Genomic DNA, 20,129 nt, shown 5'->3' with positions numbered 1-20,129 from the left:
CAAAGAAAGGTGGCTGTTCACTTGCCTTTTCCCAATCTGGATTCCGTTGAATCAATTCTCGCGATTGTAGTTGTATTTGGGGCACTCGTTTTTGTGCATGAACTGGGTCACTTCCTTCTAGCTAAAAGGGCTGGAATACTTTGTCGGGAATTTGCGCTAGGAATGGGTCCCAAAATTTTTCGCGTGAAGCGTGGAGAAACGGAATACACCCTTCGCCTCTTGCCCATTGGAGGATTAGTCCGCATGGCGGGCGAAGATCCGGAAATGGATATGTTGAAACCGCACATGGAAGTCAGTGTGGAGCGTGATGCGGTGGGAAAAGTGACGCATATCCTGCTAGATGGACCAAACGTCGGTTCAGGGCGAGCCATCACGGGTACCGTCATCGGATTTGACCTCGAACAGGCTTTAAACCTGACCTTGGAAATAGATGGAGAACAGCGCAGCTTCTCCGTTCATCCACAGGCACAACTAGTCAAGGATGGACAAGAAGTCCAAATTGCTCCACTGAACAGGCAGTTTAAGGGAAAGACGGTTTCACAACGTTTTTGGGCCATTTTTGCAGGTCCATTCGCTAATTTCCTGTTGGCATTTCTATTGTTTGTAACGATTGGTCTTTTGTATGGGGTACCAAATGGGACCTATCTCGGTGAAGTGAAGGCGGGTGGCCCTGCTGCTCAAGCCGGACTTGTCGAAGGCGATAAAGTCATTTCCATTCAAGGACAACCGGTATCGTCGTGGAAAGAGATCGTGACGATAATCAGCCAATCGCCCGACAAAGAATTGACCTTTGAGTTTGAGCGAAATGGGCAGCGCAGCACGATTCCCGTAAAAGTAGGAAAAGATGAGAATAACGTCGGCAAGATCATGGTGACGAATTCACTCACATATGCTCCTGGAGAAGTGCTAAAATACGGCGTGGCGTCCACTTATGAATTCACGACGATGATCTTGAAAAGCTTGGGCATGTTGTTTACCGGTTCTGTCGGTATCAATGACCTTAGTGGTCCAGTAGGCATTTTCAAGATGACCGGAGAGTTTGCACAGCAGGGTATGGCGATATTAATGAAGTGGGCTGCCGTTCTCAGCATTAACTTAGGATTGTTCAATCTGTTGCCGCTGCCTGCTTTGGATGGTGGGCGTTTAGCTTTCCTTGCTGTAGAAGCATTGCGCGGCCGCCCGATCGACCCGCATAAAGAAGGAATGGTTCATTTCCTTGGTTTTGCGTTTTTAATGCTGTTAATTTTAGTAGTAACGTGGAATGATTTGCAACGGTTGTTCTTCCAATAACGTACTATCATAGTGAGAGAAAACAGACAAAGTTTAAAGGATGGTGCAAAATGTACAAGCGCGAGGAGACGAAACCGGTTTTTGTAGGAGGCGTGCAAATCGGTGGCCAAAAAAGCGTAGTGATTCAGTCCATGACCACAGCCGACACGCGTGATGTGGAAAAGACACTGGCCGAGATTCAAAGACTGCACGATGTCGGATGCCAAATTGTCCGCCTGGCTGTCATCAATGAAGACGCTGCACGCGCCATCAAGAAGATCAAGGAGCGTTCCCCGTTGCCGCTTGTTGCCGACATCCATTTCGACCACAAGCTGGCTCTGATCGCCCTGGAGAGCGGAATTGATAAGATTCGGATTAACCCAGGGAACATTGGCTCCAAAGAAAAGACACAAAGAGTGGTAGAAGCGTGCCGTGAACGCAATGTTCCAATCCGCATTGGCGTCAACTCCGGTTCCGTTGAAAAACGATTGCTGGAGAAATACGGATATCCATCACCGGAAGCGATCGTTGAAAGTGCTATTGATCATGTGCAAATTTTGGAAGACCTCAACTACGACAACATTGTCATCTCGTTGAAGTCATCTGATGTTCCAACCATGATCCAGACCTATTCCTTGATGGCCCAGAAGCGTAATTATCCACTGCATGTCGGGGTAACGGAAGCTGGTACGCAATTTTCCGGCAGCATCAAGTCTGCAGTTGGGATTGGTACTGTATTGTCCATGGGAATTGGTGACACCATTCGCGTCTCGCTGACAGCCGATCCGGTGGAAGAGATCAAGGTGGCGAAGCAAATTCTCCGCAGCCTGGACATCGTCAATAACGATCCTGTGGTAATCGCTTGCCCGTCTTGCGGACGCTGCGCGATCGATTTGATCGGCCTTGCCACGAAAGTAGAAGATGCTATCTCCACGCTGAAAGTGCCGTTGAAGGTAGCCGTCATGGGTTGTGCCGTAAACGGACCAGGGGAAGCGCGTGAAGCAGACGTGGGTGTAGCAGGCGGGAACGGAGAAGGATTGATTTTCCGCAATGGTGAGATTGTTCGGAAGGTAAAGGAAACCGAACTGTTTGAAGAATTGATGAAAGAAATTAACGAAATGGTCGGCGAACAAAAACCTACTACAGTAGGCTAATGAACGCTGCCAGCTGATAAGGCATAAGGAGGACACGCACGTGTTGAAGCAAAGTCAAATGTTGATTCCTACCTTGCGAGAAGTGCCTGCTGATGCGGAGATTGCCAGCCATAAGCTGCTTCTCCGCGCTGGTATGGCTCGCCAACTGGCTTCCGGGATTTATACCTATTTGCCATTGGCTATCCGCTCGCTCCATAAAATTCAAGCAATTGTGCGTGAAGAAATGAACAATGCTGGCGGGCAGGAGCTTTTGATGCCAGCGATGCAGCCAGCTGAGTTATGGCACCAAACCGGTCGATGGGATGTATATGGTCCGGAGCTGGTTCGTCTGCGTGACCGACATGATCGTCCTTTTGCACTGGGACCTACCCATGAAGAGGTTATTACCAGCCTTGTTCGTGATGAAATCAATTCTTATAAAAAACTTCCGATCAATCTGTACCAAATTCAAACGAAGTTTCGTGATGAGGTTCGTCCGCGTTTCGGTTTGATCCGCTGCCGTGAGTTCATTATGAAAGATGCCTATTCTTTCGATACGACACAAGAAGGCCTCGATCGCAATTTCCAGGCGATGTACGATGCGTACACAAACATCTTTACTCGCGTAGGGCTAAACTTCCGTGCTGTTGAAGCGGATGCTGGGGCGATTGGCGGAAAAGGAACGTACGAGTTCATGGCATTGTGTGAGATCGGTGAGGATACCATTGCCTACTCCGAAGATGGCGATTACGCTGCGAATTTGGAAAAAGCAGAGGTTGTCTACAAGCCGTCCGAAAAACCGGCTACGGAAGCACCAGCGGTTGAAAAGCTACATACACCTGGTGTTCGAACCATTGAACAATTAGTACAAGCCTTGCAAATCGAAGCAAAGCAAATCTTCAAAAGCCTCCTTTATCGCGTAGACGACAAGCTGGTCATGGTGCTCGTTCGCGGCGATCATGAGCTCAATGATGTGAAGCTGAAAAATATGTTCGATGCAACCCAAGTTGGATTGGCTTCCGAAGCTGATATTCTCGCTGTTACCGGAGCTCCTGCTGGATTCGTTGGGCCTGTTGGCATCGACCCCAAAAAGGTTGAAATCATCGCCGATAACAATGTACAAGACGTTTATGGTGTTGCTGGTGCCAATGAGGCAGACTATCATCTTTTACATGTGGTAGCTGGTCGTGACTTTGCCGTTTCCCGTTTTGCTGACCTGCGCAACATTACAGAAGGCGACGAATGCCCGCGTACTGGAAGTGCAATCAAGTTTGCTCGTGGGGTAGAAGTGGGTCACGTATTTAAACTGGGTACCAAGTACTCAACAGCCATGGGAGCTACATTCCTGGATGAGAATGGACGTAGCCAGCCAATGATCATGGGATGCTACGGTATTGGTGTTTCCCGAACGATTGCAGCCGTGATTGAACAAAATAACGACGAGAATGGGATTATTTGGCCTGTAGCTGTAGCTCCTTTCCATGTGCACGTAATTCCGGTCAATGTTAAAGTAGAAGAGCAGCGTCAAACAAGTGAGCACATCACAGAGGCCCTTTCTCGTGCTGGTGTTGAAGTCCTGTTTGATGATCGTCCGGAACGTGCTGGCGTTAAATTCAAAGATGCTGACCTGATCGGTTTGCCGCTGCGAATTACTGTTTCTGACAAAGCGGCACAAGAGGGCACTGTAGAAGTGCGTGTGCGTAAAAATGGGGAAACCCAAGATGTGAAGCTGGAAGACCTGGTTGCAGAAGTAAAAGCGATGCTTGCACGCGTAGATCGTACGGGAGCAGCACTTTTCGGCAACGAATAACTAGCAGGAATGTAGAAGGATTTTGTCGAAATTTACGGGGTACTCCCCTGATCTAAAGGGAGTATCTCTTTTTCTTGAACAGATATGAATTTATAAAATTCCTATCCAGTATAAGTGCAACCGCAGCTTCGCCAAAAGGCATGGCGAAGCCAGGTTTTTTTATCTTTGGGAGGGTGGGAAAACCGTGGACCGTTTACAAGAGCAAAAACATCGTTTCTCCCTGTTAGTTAAGCAAATGGATTTGCCTGCTGAATGGGTGGAGCGTTTTTTTCTTGAGGGGCAAATTGACAAGCTGGAGCTTTACAAGCAAAACAAGGAGTGGATTTTTCACTTCACCCTGCAAAAGTTGGTACCAGCCGAAGTTTTTGCAGCATTCACTAAGAGACTGACACAGACATTTTCACACCTGGCTAAAGTAGATGCAACGTTTCGGTACGTGCAAAAAACCCAGCTCGAACTCGTGGTAGAGGAATACTGGGACGTACTGGTTGCAGGGCTGGAAACAAGTCTGAACTCCTTGGCGGGCACCCTTCGCACCGCTAGAAAACAAGTGGAGCAGCAGGAAGTGAAGGTCTACTTGCCAACAGAGATGACGGTGGAGGTAGCCAAGCGAAAAAGGGCTGACAATGAATTGATAGCTGCCTTCCAAAAAGCGACAGATTGTACGATGCGTTTTACCTTCCATGGAGAAGAGAGCGACGAAGCGTACAAGGCATTTGTCGAACAGCGAGCGGAAGAAGAACGTGCGCTCGTTGAGGTAGTCATGACGACGGCGCAACAGGAGAGCAAAGCTTCTGATAAAGCTGACGCCATTACGACCTTGATGATGGGATATGAAATAAAGGATGCACCCATTCCGATTATTGAGATTCAAGAAGAGGAACGCCGTATCGTCATTCAAGGTACGGTATTTAATGTAGAAGTCAAGGAGCTGCGCAGTGGTCGCCACTTGCTCACCTTTAACATAACAGATTATACGGATTCACTTACGGTGAAAATGTTTTCCCGTGACAAAGAAGACGTCAAAATGCTGGAAGCACTGAAAGATGGCATGTGGGTAAAAGCACGAGGCAGCGTCCAACATGATACCTTTATCCGTGAACTGGTTATGAACGCGAATGATTTGAATCAGATTGAACAGCAAATCGTGCGTAAGGATACTGCGGAAGAAAAACGGGTGGAGCTTCACTGCCATACTCCGATGAGTGCACTTGACGCCGTTGCTTCCGTTAAATCACTCGTTTCGACTGCAGCTAAATGGGGACACAAGGCGATTGCCGTCACGGACCATGGTGTTGTGCAAGCTTTCCCGGAAGCATACTCTGTCGCAAAGAAAAATAATATGAAGTGCATTCTCGGCATGGAAGCATATGTAATCGAGGATGGTATTGACGTTGTCTACAATTTGAATGCAGACAACAATTTTACGATTGATGAGAACACTGAATATGTGGTGTTTGATACGGAGACGACAGGTCTTAACGCGGCAGAGCATACCATCATTGAGGTCGCAGCAGTTAAGATGAAAGGCGCCGAAATCATCGATCAGTGGACGGATCTGATTGATCCGCAATTGGAGATCGGACCGAAAACAACGGAAATTACGGGGATTACGAATGAAATGCTGCGGGGCAAAGATACACTGGATGTCGTCCTGCGCAAATTTAAAGATTTCACAGGCGATGCAGTACTCGTTGCACATAATGCTGAGTTTGATAAAGCTTTCATTAATGCGTGTGCCAAAAGAATTGGAATGGAACCGTGGAACAATGCCTTTTTGGACACGCTGCCACTCGCGCGAATGATGTATAAAGGGATGCGCAACTATCGGTTAGGGTCATTGGCGAAAAAGTTTAACGTGGAGCTGATCAATGCTCACCGTGCCTTGGATGATACTGTCGCGCTGGCTCACATCTTTCAACAAATGCTTAAAGACATCAAGGAAGCACAAATCAAAACATTGGCAGAACTGAACGAAAAGAGTAACGCAGAAGCAGACTACAAAAGTGGGCGACCTTTCCATGCCACCATTTTGGTGCAAAACAAGGAAGGCTTGAAAAACTTGTATAAGCTTGTGAGTCGCTCCCACGTAGAAACCTTTTATAGATGGCCGCGCATCCAGCGAAGCCAGTTGATCAAAAATCGAGAAGGGCTGTTAATCGGAACAGCGTGTAAAGACGGCGAACTGATGCAGTCGATCCTGCGCGGGAAGTCAATAGATGAACTGAAGGAAGTCGCTGCCTTCTACGATTACCTGGAATTGCAGCCGATCGCTCATTACTCACCACTCCTCCGCAATGAAGAGATTCCGACTCTCGAAACCATGAAAGGCTATCATAAAATGATCGTGGACATGGGGAAAGAGCTCGGCAAGCTTGTGGTGGCTACAGGTGATGTTCACTTCCTCAATCCGCAGGACGATATATTTCGCGATGTCTTCCTACTTTCAAAAGGTGACCCGGTAGCGGGGAATCAGCCGCCTCTCTATTTGCATACAACAGACGAAATGCTTGAGGCATTTTCATTCCTCGGTGAAGAGTTGGCGCATGAAATCGTCGTTACCAATACCAATGCCATCGCTGACCTGATTGAAGATGTGAGTCCAATCCCGGACAAGCTGTATACCCCTATCATTGAAGGTGCTGATGATGAGCTGCGTCAAATGTGTTATGACAAGGCAAAGCATCTTTATGGTGAACCAATGCCTGAGCTTGTAGAAAGTCGTCTGGAAAAAGAACTGACGAGTATTATCAAGCACGGATTCGGTGTGATTTATCTCATTTCACAGCGCCTCGTTACGAAATCGCTTATGGATGGCTATCTGGTAGGCTCCAGGGGTTCCGTAGGCTCATCGTTTGTAGCAACGATGTCAGAAATCACCGAGGTTAACCCGTTGCCACCGCACTACCGATGCCCGAATTGCAAACATAGCGAATTCATTACAGATGGTTCGATCGCTTCGGGCTTTGATTTGCCTGACAAGGAGTGTCCTTCATGCGGCACCAGTTATGCAAAGGATGGCCAGGATATCCCGTTCGAAACGTTCCTTGGCTTTAAAGGTGACAAAGTACCCGATATTGACTTAAACTTCTCCGGTGACTATCAGCCACGTGCACATAAATATACACAAGAATTATTCGGAACCGATTACGTATACCGCGCAGGTACAATTGGTACCGTAGCGGAAAAAACGGCTTACGGGTATGTACGCAAGTATGCGGATGAGCGTGGCATGACACTTCGCAACGCAGAGATCTCGCGGATTGTAAATGGCTGTACCGGCGTAAAAAGAACGACTGGACAGCATCCAGGGGGGATCATCGTTGTCCCTTCCTACATGGAAATTGAAGATTTTTGTCCGATCCAATTTCCAGCAGACGACAATGAATCAGAATGGCGTACGACACACTTCGACTTTCATTCCATTCACGATAACTTGTTGAAGCTAGATATTCTAGGACACGACGATCCCACCGTTATCCGGATGTTGCAGGACCTGACAGGCATGGATCCAAAAACGATTCCATTGGATGACAAAAAGACAATGTCCATCTTCAGTACGACTGAGGCACTCGGTGTGACCCCTGAACAAATCGGAACCAACATGGGAACACTTGGAATACCGGAGTTCGGTACCAAATTCGTACGCCAAATGCTAGAGGATACGAAGCCGACGACATTTGCCGAGCTTGTTCAGATCTCAGGACTGTCTCATGGGACAGACGTTTGGTTGAACAATGCCCAAGATTTGATTCGCAACGGAACATGCAAACTGCCCGAAGTAATTGGATGCCGTGACGATATCATGGTCTACTTGATCTACAAGGGATTGGAACCGTCGCGTGCATTTAAGATCATGGAGTCCGTTCGGAAAGGGAAGGGCGTTCCAGAGGAAGACCAAGAAGAAATGCGCAAAAATAACGTGCCGGATTGGTATATCCAGTCTTGTCAGCGAATCAAGTACATGTTCCCAAAAGCGCATGCCACGGCTTATGTGATGATGGCTGTGCGGATTGCGTATTTCAAGGTGCATCGTCCGCTTGAGTTTTACGCGACCTATTTCTCTGTCCGCGCAGATGACTTTGATATTCCGCTGATGGTAAAAGGATCGGCAGCGATCAGGCAAAAGATCGAGGAAATTGAGGGGAAAGGGCACGACGCGCAGCCGAAAGAAAAAGCATTGCTCACCGTTTTGGAAATGGCACTTGAGATGGTAGAGCGGGGTTTCCGTTTTACCAATGTGGATTTGTACGCTTCTGATGCCACCCGTTTCTTGATTGATGGGGATTCACTGATTGCTCCTTTCAATGCACTGCCTGGCCTCGGAACCAACGCTGCGATCAGCATCGTAAATGCAAGAGAACAGGGAGAGTTCCTTTCCAAAGAGGATCTTTTGTCGCGATCCCGTATTTCCAAGACCATTTTGGAGTACCTAGAAGAGCAAGGGGCCTTGAAAGGTTTGCCAGAATCCAATCAGCTATCCTTGTTCTAATGCGGGTTCTGCCAGTGTACAACTATCCAAAGGTTGTCAGCGAAGGGCTGTTATGCTATAATTTTTTTGGAAATACTGGTTTTATACGCATGGCAGATCGAGAGTGGGGAAACCCACTCTTTCTTTCTGGCTACACCTCATGGTTTAAACGATAAGGAGGTACTTGCTTGAGCAAGGTAACGGACATCGTCACCGAACTGGTCACGCCCATTGTTGACGAATTGGGTCTGGAACTGGTTGATATCGAGTACAAAAAGGAAGGCAGCAACTGGTTTCTGCGCGTGTTTATCGACAATGAAACTGGCAACATCGACATTGATGACTGCAGCCTTGTCAGCGAGAAGCTGAGCCAAAAACTAGACGAAGTGGATCCGATTCCCACCGCATACTTCTTGGAAGTGTCTTCCCCGGGCGCAGAGCGTCCGCTGCGCAAGGATAAGGATTTTACGAAAGCTGTCGGCAGGCACGTACACATCACAACCAAAGAGCCGATAGAAGGAGCTAACGTGTTCGAAGGCGAACTGTTATCCTTCGAGGACGGCAAACTGACTGTAAAAGAAGCAAAGAAAACCTATGTCATTTCCCAAGAGCAAATTGACACGGCCCGCATGGCAATCGTTTTTTAATAGTCCTGGCCGGTGGTAAGTAAAGGAGGAGGCAACGAAAGTCATGAACGGCGATTTTATCGAGGCTTTAGAAGCCATTGAGAGAGAGAAAGGCATCACCAAGGACGTACTGATCGAGGCCATCGAAGCGGCTCTTATCTCAGGATACAAACGTAACTTCAACTCGGCCCAAAATGTACGGGTAGATGTAAATCGTCATTCTGGTATGGTACGCGTGTATGCACGGAAAAGCGTAGTAGAGGAAGTTCTAGATCCACGTCTCGAGATATCTCAGGAAGCAGCACAGGAGATTGATCCTAACTTCCGTTTAGAAGATATCGTAGAAATCGAAGTGACGCCGCGTGACTTCGGGCGTATTGCTGCTCAGACAGCGAAACAAGTCGTAACCCAGCGCATTCGTGAAGCTGAGCGCGGTTTGATCTATAGCGAATTCATTGAGCGTGAGGATGATATTGTAACAGGTGTCGTTCAACGTATGGACGCTCGCAACTACTACATTGATCTGGGCAAGGCGGAAGCAGTCATGCCGATCACGGAAAAAATGCCATCGGAAGATTTCAAATCACAGGACCGTGTGAAGGCATATATCATCAAAGTAGAAAAAACCACAAAGGGACCGCAAATTGTTGTATCCCGTACCCATCCAGGACTTTTGAAGCGCCTCTTTGAATTAGAAGTGCCAGAAATTTATGATGGCGTGGTAGAAATCAAGTCAGTTGCTCGTGAAGCTGGAGACCGCTCAAAAATTGCGGTGCATTCCATCAATGCGGATGTTGATCCTGTAGGTGCATGTGTCGGGCCAAAAGGCATGCGTGTGCAGACAATTGTCACTGAGCTAAAAGGTGAGAAGATCGACATCGTACGCTGGTCTGAAGATCCGGCAGAATATGTAGCGAATGCACTTAGCCCTGCAAAGGTCCTTCATGTGGAAGTAAATGTGAGCGAAAAAGTGACTCGTGTGATTGTACCCGATTACCAACTGTCCTTGGCGATTGGCAAACGCGGTCAAAACGCTCGTCTGGCTGCCAAACTGACTGGTTGGAAGATTGATATCAAGAGTGAGTCCCAAGCAGATCAAGAAGGCATCGCCTATCCGAAGGCAGTAGAGGGCGATGAAGGGGCGGACAACGAATAATCATGAAGCAAAAAAAAATCCCTTTGCGTAAATGCATTGTTTGCCAAGGAATGTTCCCAAAAAAGGAATTAATCCGCGTGGTCCGGACGCCAGACGAAGAGATCATCATTGATCTGACGGGAAAGGCGGCAGGACGCGGTACCTATGTGTGTCGGCAGGAAAGCTGTCTGAAGCCGGATACGTTCGCATCGGGAAAGTGGAAAAAAGTGCTGGAACGTGCCCTCAATATGTCCATCTCCCAAGAAAAATATGATGCTTTCCGTGAAAAATGGCTGGAGATGATGGGACAATGATCCCAAAAGCAGCTCAATTACTCGGGTTGGCTATGCGCGCAAGAAAGGTCACTACTGGAGAAGAGCAGGTCATTGCAGCAGTACGTAACGGCCAGGCTCACCTCGTATTGCTCGCAGGCGATGCATCTGAGAATACCGCTAAAAAAGTAAAGGATAAATGTTCCTATTACGGTGTTTCGTGTGTAACCACTGGCGACCGACATTCACTGGGACACGCAATCGGAAAAGATGGGCGCGTTACTGTGGCGGTAACCGATGGGAAATTGGCCGAAAGCATTCAGCGTCTGCTCACCTAACTTTCGAAAGGGTGAAGATCTATTGAAGACACGTGTGTATGAATATGCCAAACAGCACAACATGAGCAGTAAAGAAATCCTCAATTTGCTAAAGCGTTTGAACATAGAAGTAGCGAATCATATGAGTATCTTGGAAGAAGGGACGATCAAGCGGATCGAGGATCACATGGCCAAACTGCGCTCGGGCTCCAAGCCGGAACAACGCAGTACGCCTGTCGATACAAGACCAAAGCAAACGGACGATCAACGACGCCCCAACGACTCCAGAGGACAACAGATAAGGCCCCAGCAGCAACCGGGCCAAGGTCAACCATCAGAACAACTGAGAAGTGACCGTTCGGCAGATCGTGATCGTGGAGGAAGCAGCCCGGGTAACAATCGTCCAGCTAGTAACAGCCCAAGTGGCAACCGTTCCGATCAAAACAGTCCTCAACATGGAAAAAATCAGGGGAAGAATCAGGAGAGAAAACCAAACAATATGAGAAGTCAACCCGCAAAACCGACTGACCGTAAGCCACAGACGCAAAACCAACAGAGACCACAGAATCAACAAAGACCACAAAACCAACAAAATCAACAAAACCAACAACGTCCTCAAAATCAGCAGCGACCTCAAAATCAGCAGCGTCCTCAAAATCAACAACCTCCTGCTGCTGCTCAAACAGAGGGGCGTACAGGTGAAGACTTTGAGGATAAAGTAAAACTTCCTACAAACGTTGGAATGGAAAAGCGCGAGAAGATCAAAAAAGGACCGCAAACCCAAAAAACGTTTGAAGACAATAAAAAGAGCCAACCATTCCGTGGTGGGAACAACCGTAATCAGAACAATCGCCGTGGAAATAATTCGCGTGGACAACAAAAAGCGCCGCGTCCTGTATTGGAGCCACCAACGAAGATTACGTTCACTGATTCTTTGACGGTTAATGAACTCGCACTTAAACTGCGCAAAGAACCGGCTGAAGTCATCAAAAAGTTGTTTAATTTGGGGATCATGGCTACGATCAACCAATATTTGGATCGCGATGCCATCGAGCTGGTGTGTACTGAATACAACATCGAAGTAGAAGAAAAAATCGTAATCGATGAAACGAACTTCGAAACGTTGGAAGAAGTAGATGCACCTGAAACACTCCTTGAGCGTCCACCAGTTGTAACCATCATGGGTCACGTTGACCACGGAAAAACGACTTTGCTCGATGCGATTCGCTCTACAAACGTAGTTGCAGGGGAAGCAGGCGGTATTACACAACATATCGGTGCTTATCAGGTAGAAATCAAAGGAAAGAAAATTACGTTCCTGGATACACCTGGTCACGCGGCCTTTACAACGATGCGTGCGCGTGGTGCGCAAATTACAGACGTTACCATCCTGGTAGTTGCAGCGGATGACGGTGTAATGCCACAAACCGTAGAAGCGATCAGCCATGCGAAGGCAGCGAATGTTCCGATCATTGTAGCGGTGAACAAGATAGATAAACCGGAAGCGAACATGGATCGGATTAAACAGGAACTGACTGAGTACGAATTGGTTGCAGAAGAATGGGGTGGCGAGACGATCTTCTCACCATTGTCTGCAAAACAACGTACCGGGATTGAGGAACTGCTGGAGTACATCCTGCTTGTTTCCGAAGTCCAAGAATTAAAAGCAAATCCAGATAAACGTGCCCGTGGTACGGTAGTTGAGGCAGAGCTTGACAAAGGTCGCGGTCCAGTTGCAACCATTCTGGTTCAACAAGGTACGCTGCGTGTAGGAGATCCAATCGTAGTAGGTTCGGCTTACGGTCGCGTTCGTGCGATGGTGAATGACAAAGGTCGTCGCCTGAAAGAAGCGGGTCCTTCAACACCTGTGGAGATTACAGGGCTGAATGACGTACCACAAGCGGGTGACCAGTTCCGCGTCTTTGAAGATGAGAAAAAAGCGCGTGCGATTGGTGAAGCACGTGCATCGAAACAGCGTGAATCCGAGCGTCGTGAAAACACACGCGTATCGCTTGATGATCTCTTCCAACACATTCAGGAAGGCGATATTAAAGAGCTGAACCTGATTGTAAAAGGGGACGTACAAGGTTCGGTAGAAGCGTTGCGAGGCTCTCTGGAAAAAATTGAGGTCAATGGTACACGCGTGAAAATCATCCATACGGGTGCAGGTGCAATTACTGAGTCCGATGTGACACTCGCAAATGCATCGAATGCGATCATCATTGGTTTCAACGTACGTCCTGAGCCAAACGCACGTAGCATGGCTGAGCAAGAGAAGATCGACATTCGCTTGCACCGTGTTATCTACACTGTAATTGAAGAGATCGAGCAAGCGCTGAAAGGTATGCTGGATCCCGTCTATAAAGAAAACATCATCGGTCAAGCAGAGATTCGTGAAGTGTTCAAGGTATCCAAAATCGGTAACATTGCCGGTTGCTATGTAACTGAGGGTAAACTGAGCCGTGATGCTGGCGCGCGCCTGATCCGTGAAGGCATCGTTATTTACGAAGGTAAGCTCGATACCTTGAAACGCTTCAAGGACGATGCAAAAGACGTTGCAGCAGGCTATGAGTGCGGTTTGACTCTGGAACGTTTCCATGATCTCAAGATTGGCGACGTAATCGAAGCATTCGTCATGGTTGAAGTGAAGCAATAATGGTAGCAGGGGTGCAGATCGAAATGCTTCTGCCTTCTTGCCAAAATTTGAAAGAAAAACGGGCCATCGTCAAAAGTCTGATTGGGAAGCTGCGGAGCCGGTTTAATGTCTCCGTGGCAGAGGTGGCTTATCAGGAGCAGTGGCAGCGTACCGTTTTAGGTATCGCTGCCGTTGCTAATGAAATATCCTTTATACAACAGGAATTGCAGGCTGTGGTGCGACTAGTGGAAATCCATCCCGGCGTGGAGTTGATTCACGTGGATACGGAATACTACGACTAATGCAGCCAGTGGAGGTGGAATCAGATGAACAAGACACGGATTAGCCGCGTAGGTGAAGAAATAAAAAAAGAACTGAGCCTCGTTTTGCAACGAGGTTTAAAAGACCCGCGAGTTGGCTTTGTCACTGTAACTGATGTGGAAGTTAGCAGTGATCTCCAGTTGGCAAAGGTGTATGTCAGCATTTTTGGCAGTGAAGAGCAGCGTAAGGCGTCACTATCGGGCTTGACGAAAGCAAAAGGTTACTTGCGTACAGAAATTGGCAAACGGGTGAAGCTGCGTCATATCCCGGATTTTGTATTTAAGCTCGATGAGTCGATCGACTACGGCAGTAAAATTGAATCAATCCTGCGGGATATCTCTACAGGCGAGGAAAAACAGGATGAATCATAATCGTCAATATACCTTGGAAGCGGCCCGCTTTATGCGAGAGCATGACCGCTTCCTGGTTCTTTCTCACGTAAATCCAGATGGTGATGCGACAGGTTCTGCACTTGGAGTTGTGCTGATCTTGGAACAATTAGGTAAAGATTATGTCGTAGTGAATGAGGGAGAAACGCCAAGTAAGTTTCATTTCTTGCCGCGTTTCGACCGCCTGCGAAATTTGAGCAAGCAACCGCTGGACGAAAAGTTCGGGGCCGTAATCGCCGTAGACTGTGCCGATGAGTCGCGGATGGGCGATGTACGGTCTTTATTTGGTTCAGAAGCTCTCTTGTTGAATATTGACCATCATCCAACCAACGATGGATTTGGTACCGTCAATCTCATTCGTACCGATGCAGCAGCGACAGCCGAAATCCTTTTTGAAGTCGCGGAAGAATTGGGCGTAGCCTTTAACGAAGAGCTTGCTCTCTGCATTTATACGGGGCTGTTGACGGATACAGGTGGTTTTCGTTATTCCAATACCTCCCCACGGGTAATGGAGATCGCGTCAAGACTCTTGAGCTATGGTGTTAAGCCTGGTGAGGTAGCCGAGCGCTGCCTGGAGGAGATCACTTTTGCCCATGTGAAGATTCTTCGTCGCGCACTCCAAAACTTGCAGCTTTCCCATCAAAATCTGGTCGCAACGATCACGGTTTCCATAGCGGACTTTGCGGAAACCGGTGCTGAACGTGAAGATGCAGGCGGACTGGTGAACTATTGCCGTAACATCGAAGGTGTAGAGGTTGGAGTTTCTTTCGTGGAGTCAGAACCTGGGGTGGTCAAGGTGAGTATGCGGGCACGTGACCGTGTAGATGTATCCGTGATTGCCAAACAGCTGGGCGGTGGTGGTCATGCGAAAGCCGCAGGTTGTACCATCCGTGGATCACTTCCGGAAGTCAAGCAAAAAGTAAGTCTTGTGCTGGAAGAAGCAGTAGGAGTGAAAACTGATGAGTAACGTGAACGGCGTGCTGGTCCTCGACAAGCCGGCAGGTATGACTTCCCACGATTGCGTAGCGCGAATACGTCGATTGTATGGTACCAAAAAGGTGGGGCATACAGGTACACTTGATCCAGACGTGACAGGTGTACTTCCGATTTGTGTGGGACATGCAACCAGACTTGTGGAGTATTTGCAAGAGCTGCCGAAACGCTACGATGTGGTCATGAGACTAGGCTCCTCTACAACTACGGAGGACGCATCAGGTGAAGTCATCGAGCATGCAGCTGTAGATTCAGCTTCCATTACGAAAGAGCGCGTTAAAGAATTACTGCACTCATTTTTGGGAGAAATCGAGCAGGTTCCGCCGATGTACTCTGCCGTCAAGGTTAACGGAAAGCGGCTTTACGATCTAGCCAGGGAAGGTACTGTCATTGAGCGTCAGGCACGAAAAGTTACCCTGTATGAGCTGACTTTGTACGATATTCATGTGGAGGGTGACACGGTTGACATTGCCTTTACCTGCACGTGCTCCAAAGGCACCTATATGCGAACCTTATGTGTTGACCTGGGGCGAGCTCTGGGTTATCCTGCCCATATGAAGCTGCTTAGGCGAATCAAAAGCGGCCCGTTTGTTGAAAGGGATTCGATCCCACTAGAGCAATTGGAACAGCAGGCTGCAGATGGGGAAGAAATTTTCCAAAGGTTGGTCTCAATCCCACAGGCGATCTCGTTTTTGCCGTCCTTTCAAGTACCTCCGGAGCGAACCAAAGCAGTACGAAATGGACTTGCTACTGCACTTCCGGGAATCACTGCAGAAGAAGGGAGCTTGATCTGTCTCTTCTCAGGTGACGATTTACTTGGAATCCATCGTGTGTGCCGTGGGGATAAAGGCCTGTTCGCCAAAGCAGAAAAAGTCTTTCCAGCAGAGGTGTAACCGTGAAAACGATCTGGCTGACCTATCCATTACCAACTGATTTAGAGCCAGCGCCCAGTGCGATCGCATTGGGGTATTTTGATGGCGTACATATTGGACATCGCCGTGTGATTCAAAGAGCGATCGATACAGCGAAGGCAAACGGTTGGCAGAGCATAGTGCTAACCTTTGATCCTCATCCGCGCGAAGTTTTGGGACAAAGCGGTTATACCCGTTATCTCACTCCGCTTGCGGACAAGCTGGAGCAATTCGAAAAAATGGGTGTAGACATCACTTACGTCATGAAATTTGATATCGGCTTCGCGGCTGTTTACCCAGAGGACTTCATTTCAGAGTGTATGATCCCGCTCAATTGCCGTCACGTGGTCGTCGGGTTTGATTATACGTTTGGTCATCGTGGAATGGGAACGGCTCATACGCTGCAGGAAATGAGCCAAGGCCGCTATGGACTGGACATCGTAGGTCCAGTAAATCGTCTGGGTGAGAAAGTAAGCAGCACGATTATCCGTGAGTATTTGCACCATGGAGATGTGGAGCAGGTGCGTCACTTGCTAGGCCGTCCATACAAAGTACGTGGCACAGTGGTGCATGGAGACAAGCGGGGGCGGACGATCGGATTTCCAACGGCCAACGTACGAGTGAGCCAGCCATACCTGATTGGAAAAAATGGGGTATATGGCGTTCGGTTCACTGTTGATCAAAAAAGCTATTTTGGCGTCATGAATGTAGGAATCAAGCCGACATTTGAGCTGGAGAAGAAAGAAAAGTCACTTGAAGTGCACATTTTCGAGTTCTCTGGTGAAATCTATGACAAAGAAGTAGAAGTAGAATTCCTCTTTTATATTCGCGAGGAACAAAAATTTGCTGGCGTCGATGCGCTCATCGCTCAAATAGGTCGCGATGTTCAGAATGCGAAGCAAAAATTTGCTGAGGGAATCTCGTAATGGAATCTCTTTGCTTTTAAACAAAGGGTATGCTATAATTCATAACGTTGTACAGATAACCGTAGCTTGGCTGTCCGATACTCACCGACGGCAGACTCGGCTAACGGTATACAAAATAAGGAGGTGAGTCATGATGGCATTGACTCAAGAACGTAAAACGGAGCTGATCCAAGAGTTCCGTACTCATGAGAACGACACCGGTTCGCCGGAAGTGCAAATCGCTATCTTGACCGAAAACATTAACAACCTGAACGGACACTTGCGCACGCACAAAAAAGATCACCACAGCCGTCGTGGTCTGTTGAAAATGGTAGGTCAACGTCGCAATCTGTTGACATACCTGCGTGAATCAGATGTTCAACGCTACCGTTCGGTAGTAGACCGTCTGGGTCTGCGTCGCTAATCAGCGTCTTGTAAAAAGCGGGTTCTCCCCGCTTTTTCTCTCGTGTAGGAGGGCTTAGCATAAGAGTGTGCTAAGCTTTCCGAAACGCTTAAACGATTAGGGAATGTTTATTGAAATGGCTTCAAAGGAAGCTTTTTTTAATATCTAGAAAGACTGCCAAAGGAACCCATTTAATTTTTATCACGGCAGGAAATAATACATATAGGTAGAAAACAAAGTGTAGATCATGCACATTGTCGTGAAGGAGGACTGCTAGCATCATGGAGCAACAATTCCGTACATATGACTTCGAACTGGCAGGCCGCAAACTGACCCTGGAATTTGGCAAAATGGCTAAACAGGCGCACGGTTCGGTCTTGGTTAGGTACGGCGATACGGCAATCCTGTCTGCAGTGACAGTCTCGAAGGAACCAAAAGCTCTTGATTTCTTCCCGCTGACTGTCAACTATGAGGAACGTCTCTACGCGGTTGGGAAAATTCCCGGCGGCTTCATAAAAAGAGAAGGTCGCCCAAGCGAAAAGGCGATCCTGGCTAGCCGTTTAATTGACCGGCCTGTCCGTCCTCTTTTCGCAGAAGGATTCCGCAACGACGTACAAATCGTGAATACCGTTCTTTCCGTTGATCAAGACTGCTCGCCAGAAATTGCTGCAATGATTGGTACTTCTGCTGCGCTTTGCGTGTCGGAAATTCCATTCGAAGGGCCAATTGCTGGTGTGATTGTCGGACGTATCGACGGCCAGTTCATCATCAATCCTACTGTGGAGCAAGCTGAGAAAAGCGATATCCACTTGGTCGTTGCAGGAACGCATAAAGCCATCAACATGGTGGAAGCCGCTGCAAACCAAGTACCTGAATCAGTGATGCTCGAAGCCATCATGACTGGTCATGATGTGATCAAGCAATTGGTAGAATTCCAAAACCAAATCGTAGCTGAAATTGGTAAGGAGAAAATGCAGGTCATTCTGCATGAAGTCGACCCTGAGATTGATCAGGCTGTACGCGGATATGCGGAAGCTCGCCTGAAAGAAGCGGTTCGTATCGAAGAAAAGCAAGCTCGTTACGATGCCATTGATGACATTAAGGCCGAGACTAAGGAGCATTTCGCGGCTCTGTATCCAGATCATGAAAAAATGATCGGAGAAGTTCTTGGAAATATCGTAAAAGATGAAGTTCGTCGACTCATCACAGATGAAAAAGTTCGCCCAGATGGACGAGCTTTAGGAGAAATTCGTCCGCTTTCCAGTGAAGTAAATATCCTTTCTCGTACGCACGGATCGGGTATGTTTACACGTGGACAAACACAAGCGCTTAGCATTTGCACACTGGGAGCACTGGGTGATGTCCAAATTCTGGATGGTTTGGGATTGGAAGAATCCAAACGCTTTATGCACCATTACAATTTCCCTCCGTACAGCGTTGGTGAAGCCCGTCCGTTGCGTCCTCCAGGACGTCGGGAAATTGGTCACGGAGCTTTGGGTGAGCGTGCAATCGAGCCAATCATTCCATCTGAGATTGAATTCCCATACACGATTCGTTTGGTTTCGGAAGTAATTGAATCCAACGGTTCAACCTCACAAGCGTCGATTTGTGCGAGTGTACTAGCCTTGATGGATGCTGGTGTGCCAATTAAAGCACCGGTCGCTGGTATCGCTATGGGATTGATTATGAGCAAAGATGAGAAATCCTTCTCGATCTTGACTGATATCCAAGGTATGGAAGACCATTTGGGCGACATGGACTTTAAAGTTGCCGGTACGGAAGCGGGTGTAACTGCCATTCAGATGGATATCAAGATTTCCGGTATCAATCGTGAAATTTTGGAAATGGCATTGGACCAAGCCCGCGAAGGACGCCTGCACATCTTGAAGCACATGATGAGCACCATTTCCGAGCCGCGTAAAGACCTCTCTCCATACGCACCAAAAATCATGACCATGACCATCAATCCGGAGAAAATCCGTGACGTGATTGGACCACAAGGTCGTGTCATCAACAAAATTATCGAGGAAACTGGCGTCAAAATTGATATCGAACAAGACGGGCGCGTATTTATTGCATCCGTCAACCAAGAAGCAAACCTGCGTGCGAAACAAATCATCGAAGACTTGGTACGTGAAGTTGCTGTAGGCCAAATTTATTTGGGAACAGTCAAACGCGTGGAGAAATACGGGGCATTCATCGAATTGTTCGCAGGAAAAGAAGGTCTGTGCCATATTTCCCAGCTTGCTGAAGAGCGCGTTGCGAAGACAGAGGATGTTGTCGCTGTCGGAGATAAGGTACAAGTAAAAGTAACGGAGATCGACGACCAAGGTCGGATTAATCTCTCCCGCAAAGCAGTTTTGAAAGAGCAGGCTGCTGCTGCCGGAGAAGCGACTTCCGCTCCTACACAAGCAGAATAAGATACAAGCAAAAGGCTTCGTCACTCGAAGAAATTCGCGTACGGAAGCTTTTTTCTTTTTTCGTCTAAGAAAGCCTTCCCGTTCATACATTGGACAAAGAGAGACTTGTACGTTCGGGA

16 protein-coding genes are annotated in these 20,129 nt (G+C 47.9%); all 16 read left to right on the top strand.

What is annotated here, in order from left to right; translation table 11 throughout:
• Positions 1-21 precede the first annotated feature (21 nt).
• The 16 genes from rseP (at position 22) to ACIFQN_RS18690 (ending at position 20,010) form a co-directional block, all read left to right on the top strand.
• Positions 22-1,290, top strand: coding sequence for an RIP metalloprotease RseP (gene rseP / locus ACIFQN_RS18765; protein ID WP_429834544.1), 1,269 nt, complete (start codon positions 22-24; stop codon positions 1,288-1,290).
• A 50-nt stretch (positions 1,291-1,340) separates the two neighbouring features.
• Positions 1,341-2,423: a flavodoxin-dependent (E)-4-hydroxy-3-methylbut-2-enyl-diphosphate synthase gene (ispG, locus tag ACIFQN_RS18760; protein WP_429834543.1), complete on the top strand. Its 1,083-nt coding sequence runs from the start codon at positions 1,341-1,343 to the stop codon at positions 2,421-2,423.
• A 43-nt stretch (positions 2,424-2,466) separates the two neighbouring features.
• On the top strand, positions 2,467-4,212 hold the full coding sequence (locus tag ACIFQN_RS18755; protein ID WP_429834915.1) for a proline--tRNA ligase: 1,746 nt from the start codon (positions 2,467-2,469) through the stop codon (positions 4,210-4,212).
• A 184-nt stretch (positions 4,213-4,396) separates the two neighbouring features.
• On the top strand, positions 4,397-8,704 hold the full coding sequence (locus ACIFQN_RS18750) for a PolC-type DNA polymerase III (protein ID WP_429834542.1): 4,308 nt from the start codon (positions 4,397-4,399) through the stop codon (positions 8,702-8,704).
• Between the two features lie 167 nt (positions 8,705-8,871).
• Positions 8,872-9,330, top strand: coding sequence for a ribosome maturation factor RimP (gene rimP / locus ACIFQN_RS18745; RefSeq protein ID WP_429834541.1), 459 nt, complete (start codon positions 8,872-8,874; stop codon positions 9,328-9,330).
• 43 nt (positions 9,331-9,373) lie between these two features.
• Positions 9,374-10,465, top strand: a complete 1,092-nt coding sequence (nusA, locus tag ACIFQN_RS18740) for a transcription termination factor NusA (protein ID WP_429834540.1) — start codon at positions 9,374-9,376, stop codon at positions 10,463-10,465.
• A gap of 2 nt (positions 10,466-10,467) precedes the next feature.
• Positions 10,468-10,758, top strand: a complete 291-nt coding sequence (gene rnpM / locus ACIFQN_RS18735) for an RNase P modulator RnpM (RefSeq protein ID WP_429834539.1) — start codon at positions 10,468-10,470, stop codon at positions 10,756-10,758.
• Positions 10,755-11,054, top strand: coding sequence for a YlxQ family RNA-binding protein (locus ACIFQN_RS18730; RefSeq protein ID WP_429834538.1), 300 nt, complete (start codon positions 10,755-10,757; stop codon positions 11,052-11,054). Before rnpM ends, ACIFQN_RS18730 begins: the two co-directional genes overlap by 4 nt.
• A gap of 22 nt (positions 11,055-11,076) precedes the next feature.
• Positions 11,077-13,689, top strand: a complete 2,613-nt coding sequence (gene infB / locus ACIFQN_RS18725; RefSeq protein ID WP_429834536.1) for a translation initiation factor IF-2 — start codon at positions 11,077-11,079, stop codon at positions 13,687-13,689.
• Positions 13,689-13,970 (top strand): DUF503 domain-containing protein, encoded by a 282-nt coding sequence (locus ACIFQN_RS18720; RefSeq protein WP_429834535.1) that lies wholly within the window; start codon positions 13,689-13,691, stop codon positions 13,968-13,970. Before infB ends, ACIFQN_RS18720 begins: the two co-directional genes overlap by 1 nt.
• Before the next feature lie 24 nt (positions 13,971-13,994).
• Complete coding sequence (rbfA, locus tag ACIFQN_RS18715; RefSeq protein ID WP_429834534.1) at positions 13,995-14,360, top strand: 30S ribosome-binding factor RbfA; 366 nt, start codon at positions 13,995-13,997, stop codon at positions 14,358-14,360.
• Positions 14,350-15,345, top strand: coding sequence for a DHH family phosphoesterase (locus ACIFQN_RS18710; RefSeq protein ID WP_429834533.1), 996 nt, complete (start codon positions 14,350-14,352; stop codon positions 15,343-15,345). Before rbfA ends, ACIFQN_RS18710 begins: the two co-directional genes overlap by 11 nt.
• Entirely contained in the window at positions 15,338-16,264 is a 927-nt protein-coding gene (gene truB, locus ACIFQN_RS18705; RefSeq protein WP_429834532.1) for a tRNA pseudouridine(55) synthase TruB, read from the top strand. The genes ACIFQN_RS18710 and truB overlap by 8 nt, the downstream gene beginning before the upstream one ends.
• Before the next feature lie 2 nt (positions 16,265-16,266).
• Entirely contained in the window at positions 16,267-17,208 is a 942-nt protein-coding gene (locus ACIFQN_RS18700; RefSeq protein WP_429834531.1) for a bifunctional riboflavin kinase/FAD synthetase, read from the top strand.
• 133 nt (positions 17,209-17,341) lie between these two features.
• Entirely contained in the window at positions 17,342-17,611 is a 270-nt protein-coding gene (gene rpsO / locus ACIFQN_RS18695) for a 30S ribosomal protein S15 (protein WP_213022800.1), read from the top strand.
• Between the two features lie 260 nt (positions 17,612-17,871).
• Positions 17,872-20,010 (top strand): polyribonucleotide nucleotidyltransferase, encoded by a 2,139-nt coding sequence (locus ACIFQN_RS18690; protein WP_429834530.1) that lies wholly within the window; start codon positions 17,872-17,874, stop codon positions 20,008-20,010.
• The last annotated feature ends 119 nt before the right edge of the window (positions 20,011-20,129 follow it).

This window comes from Brevibacillus sp. NRS-1366, assembly GCF_050467985.1.
Note: the sequence above shows the minus strand (reverse complement) of the source record. Positions and strands in the feature narration are given on the sequence as shown.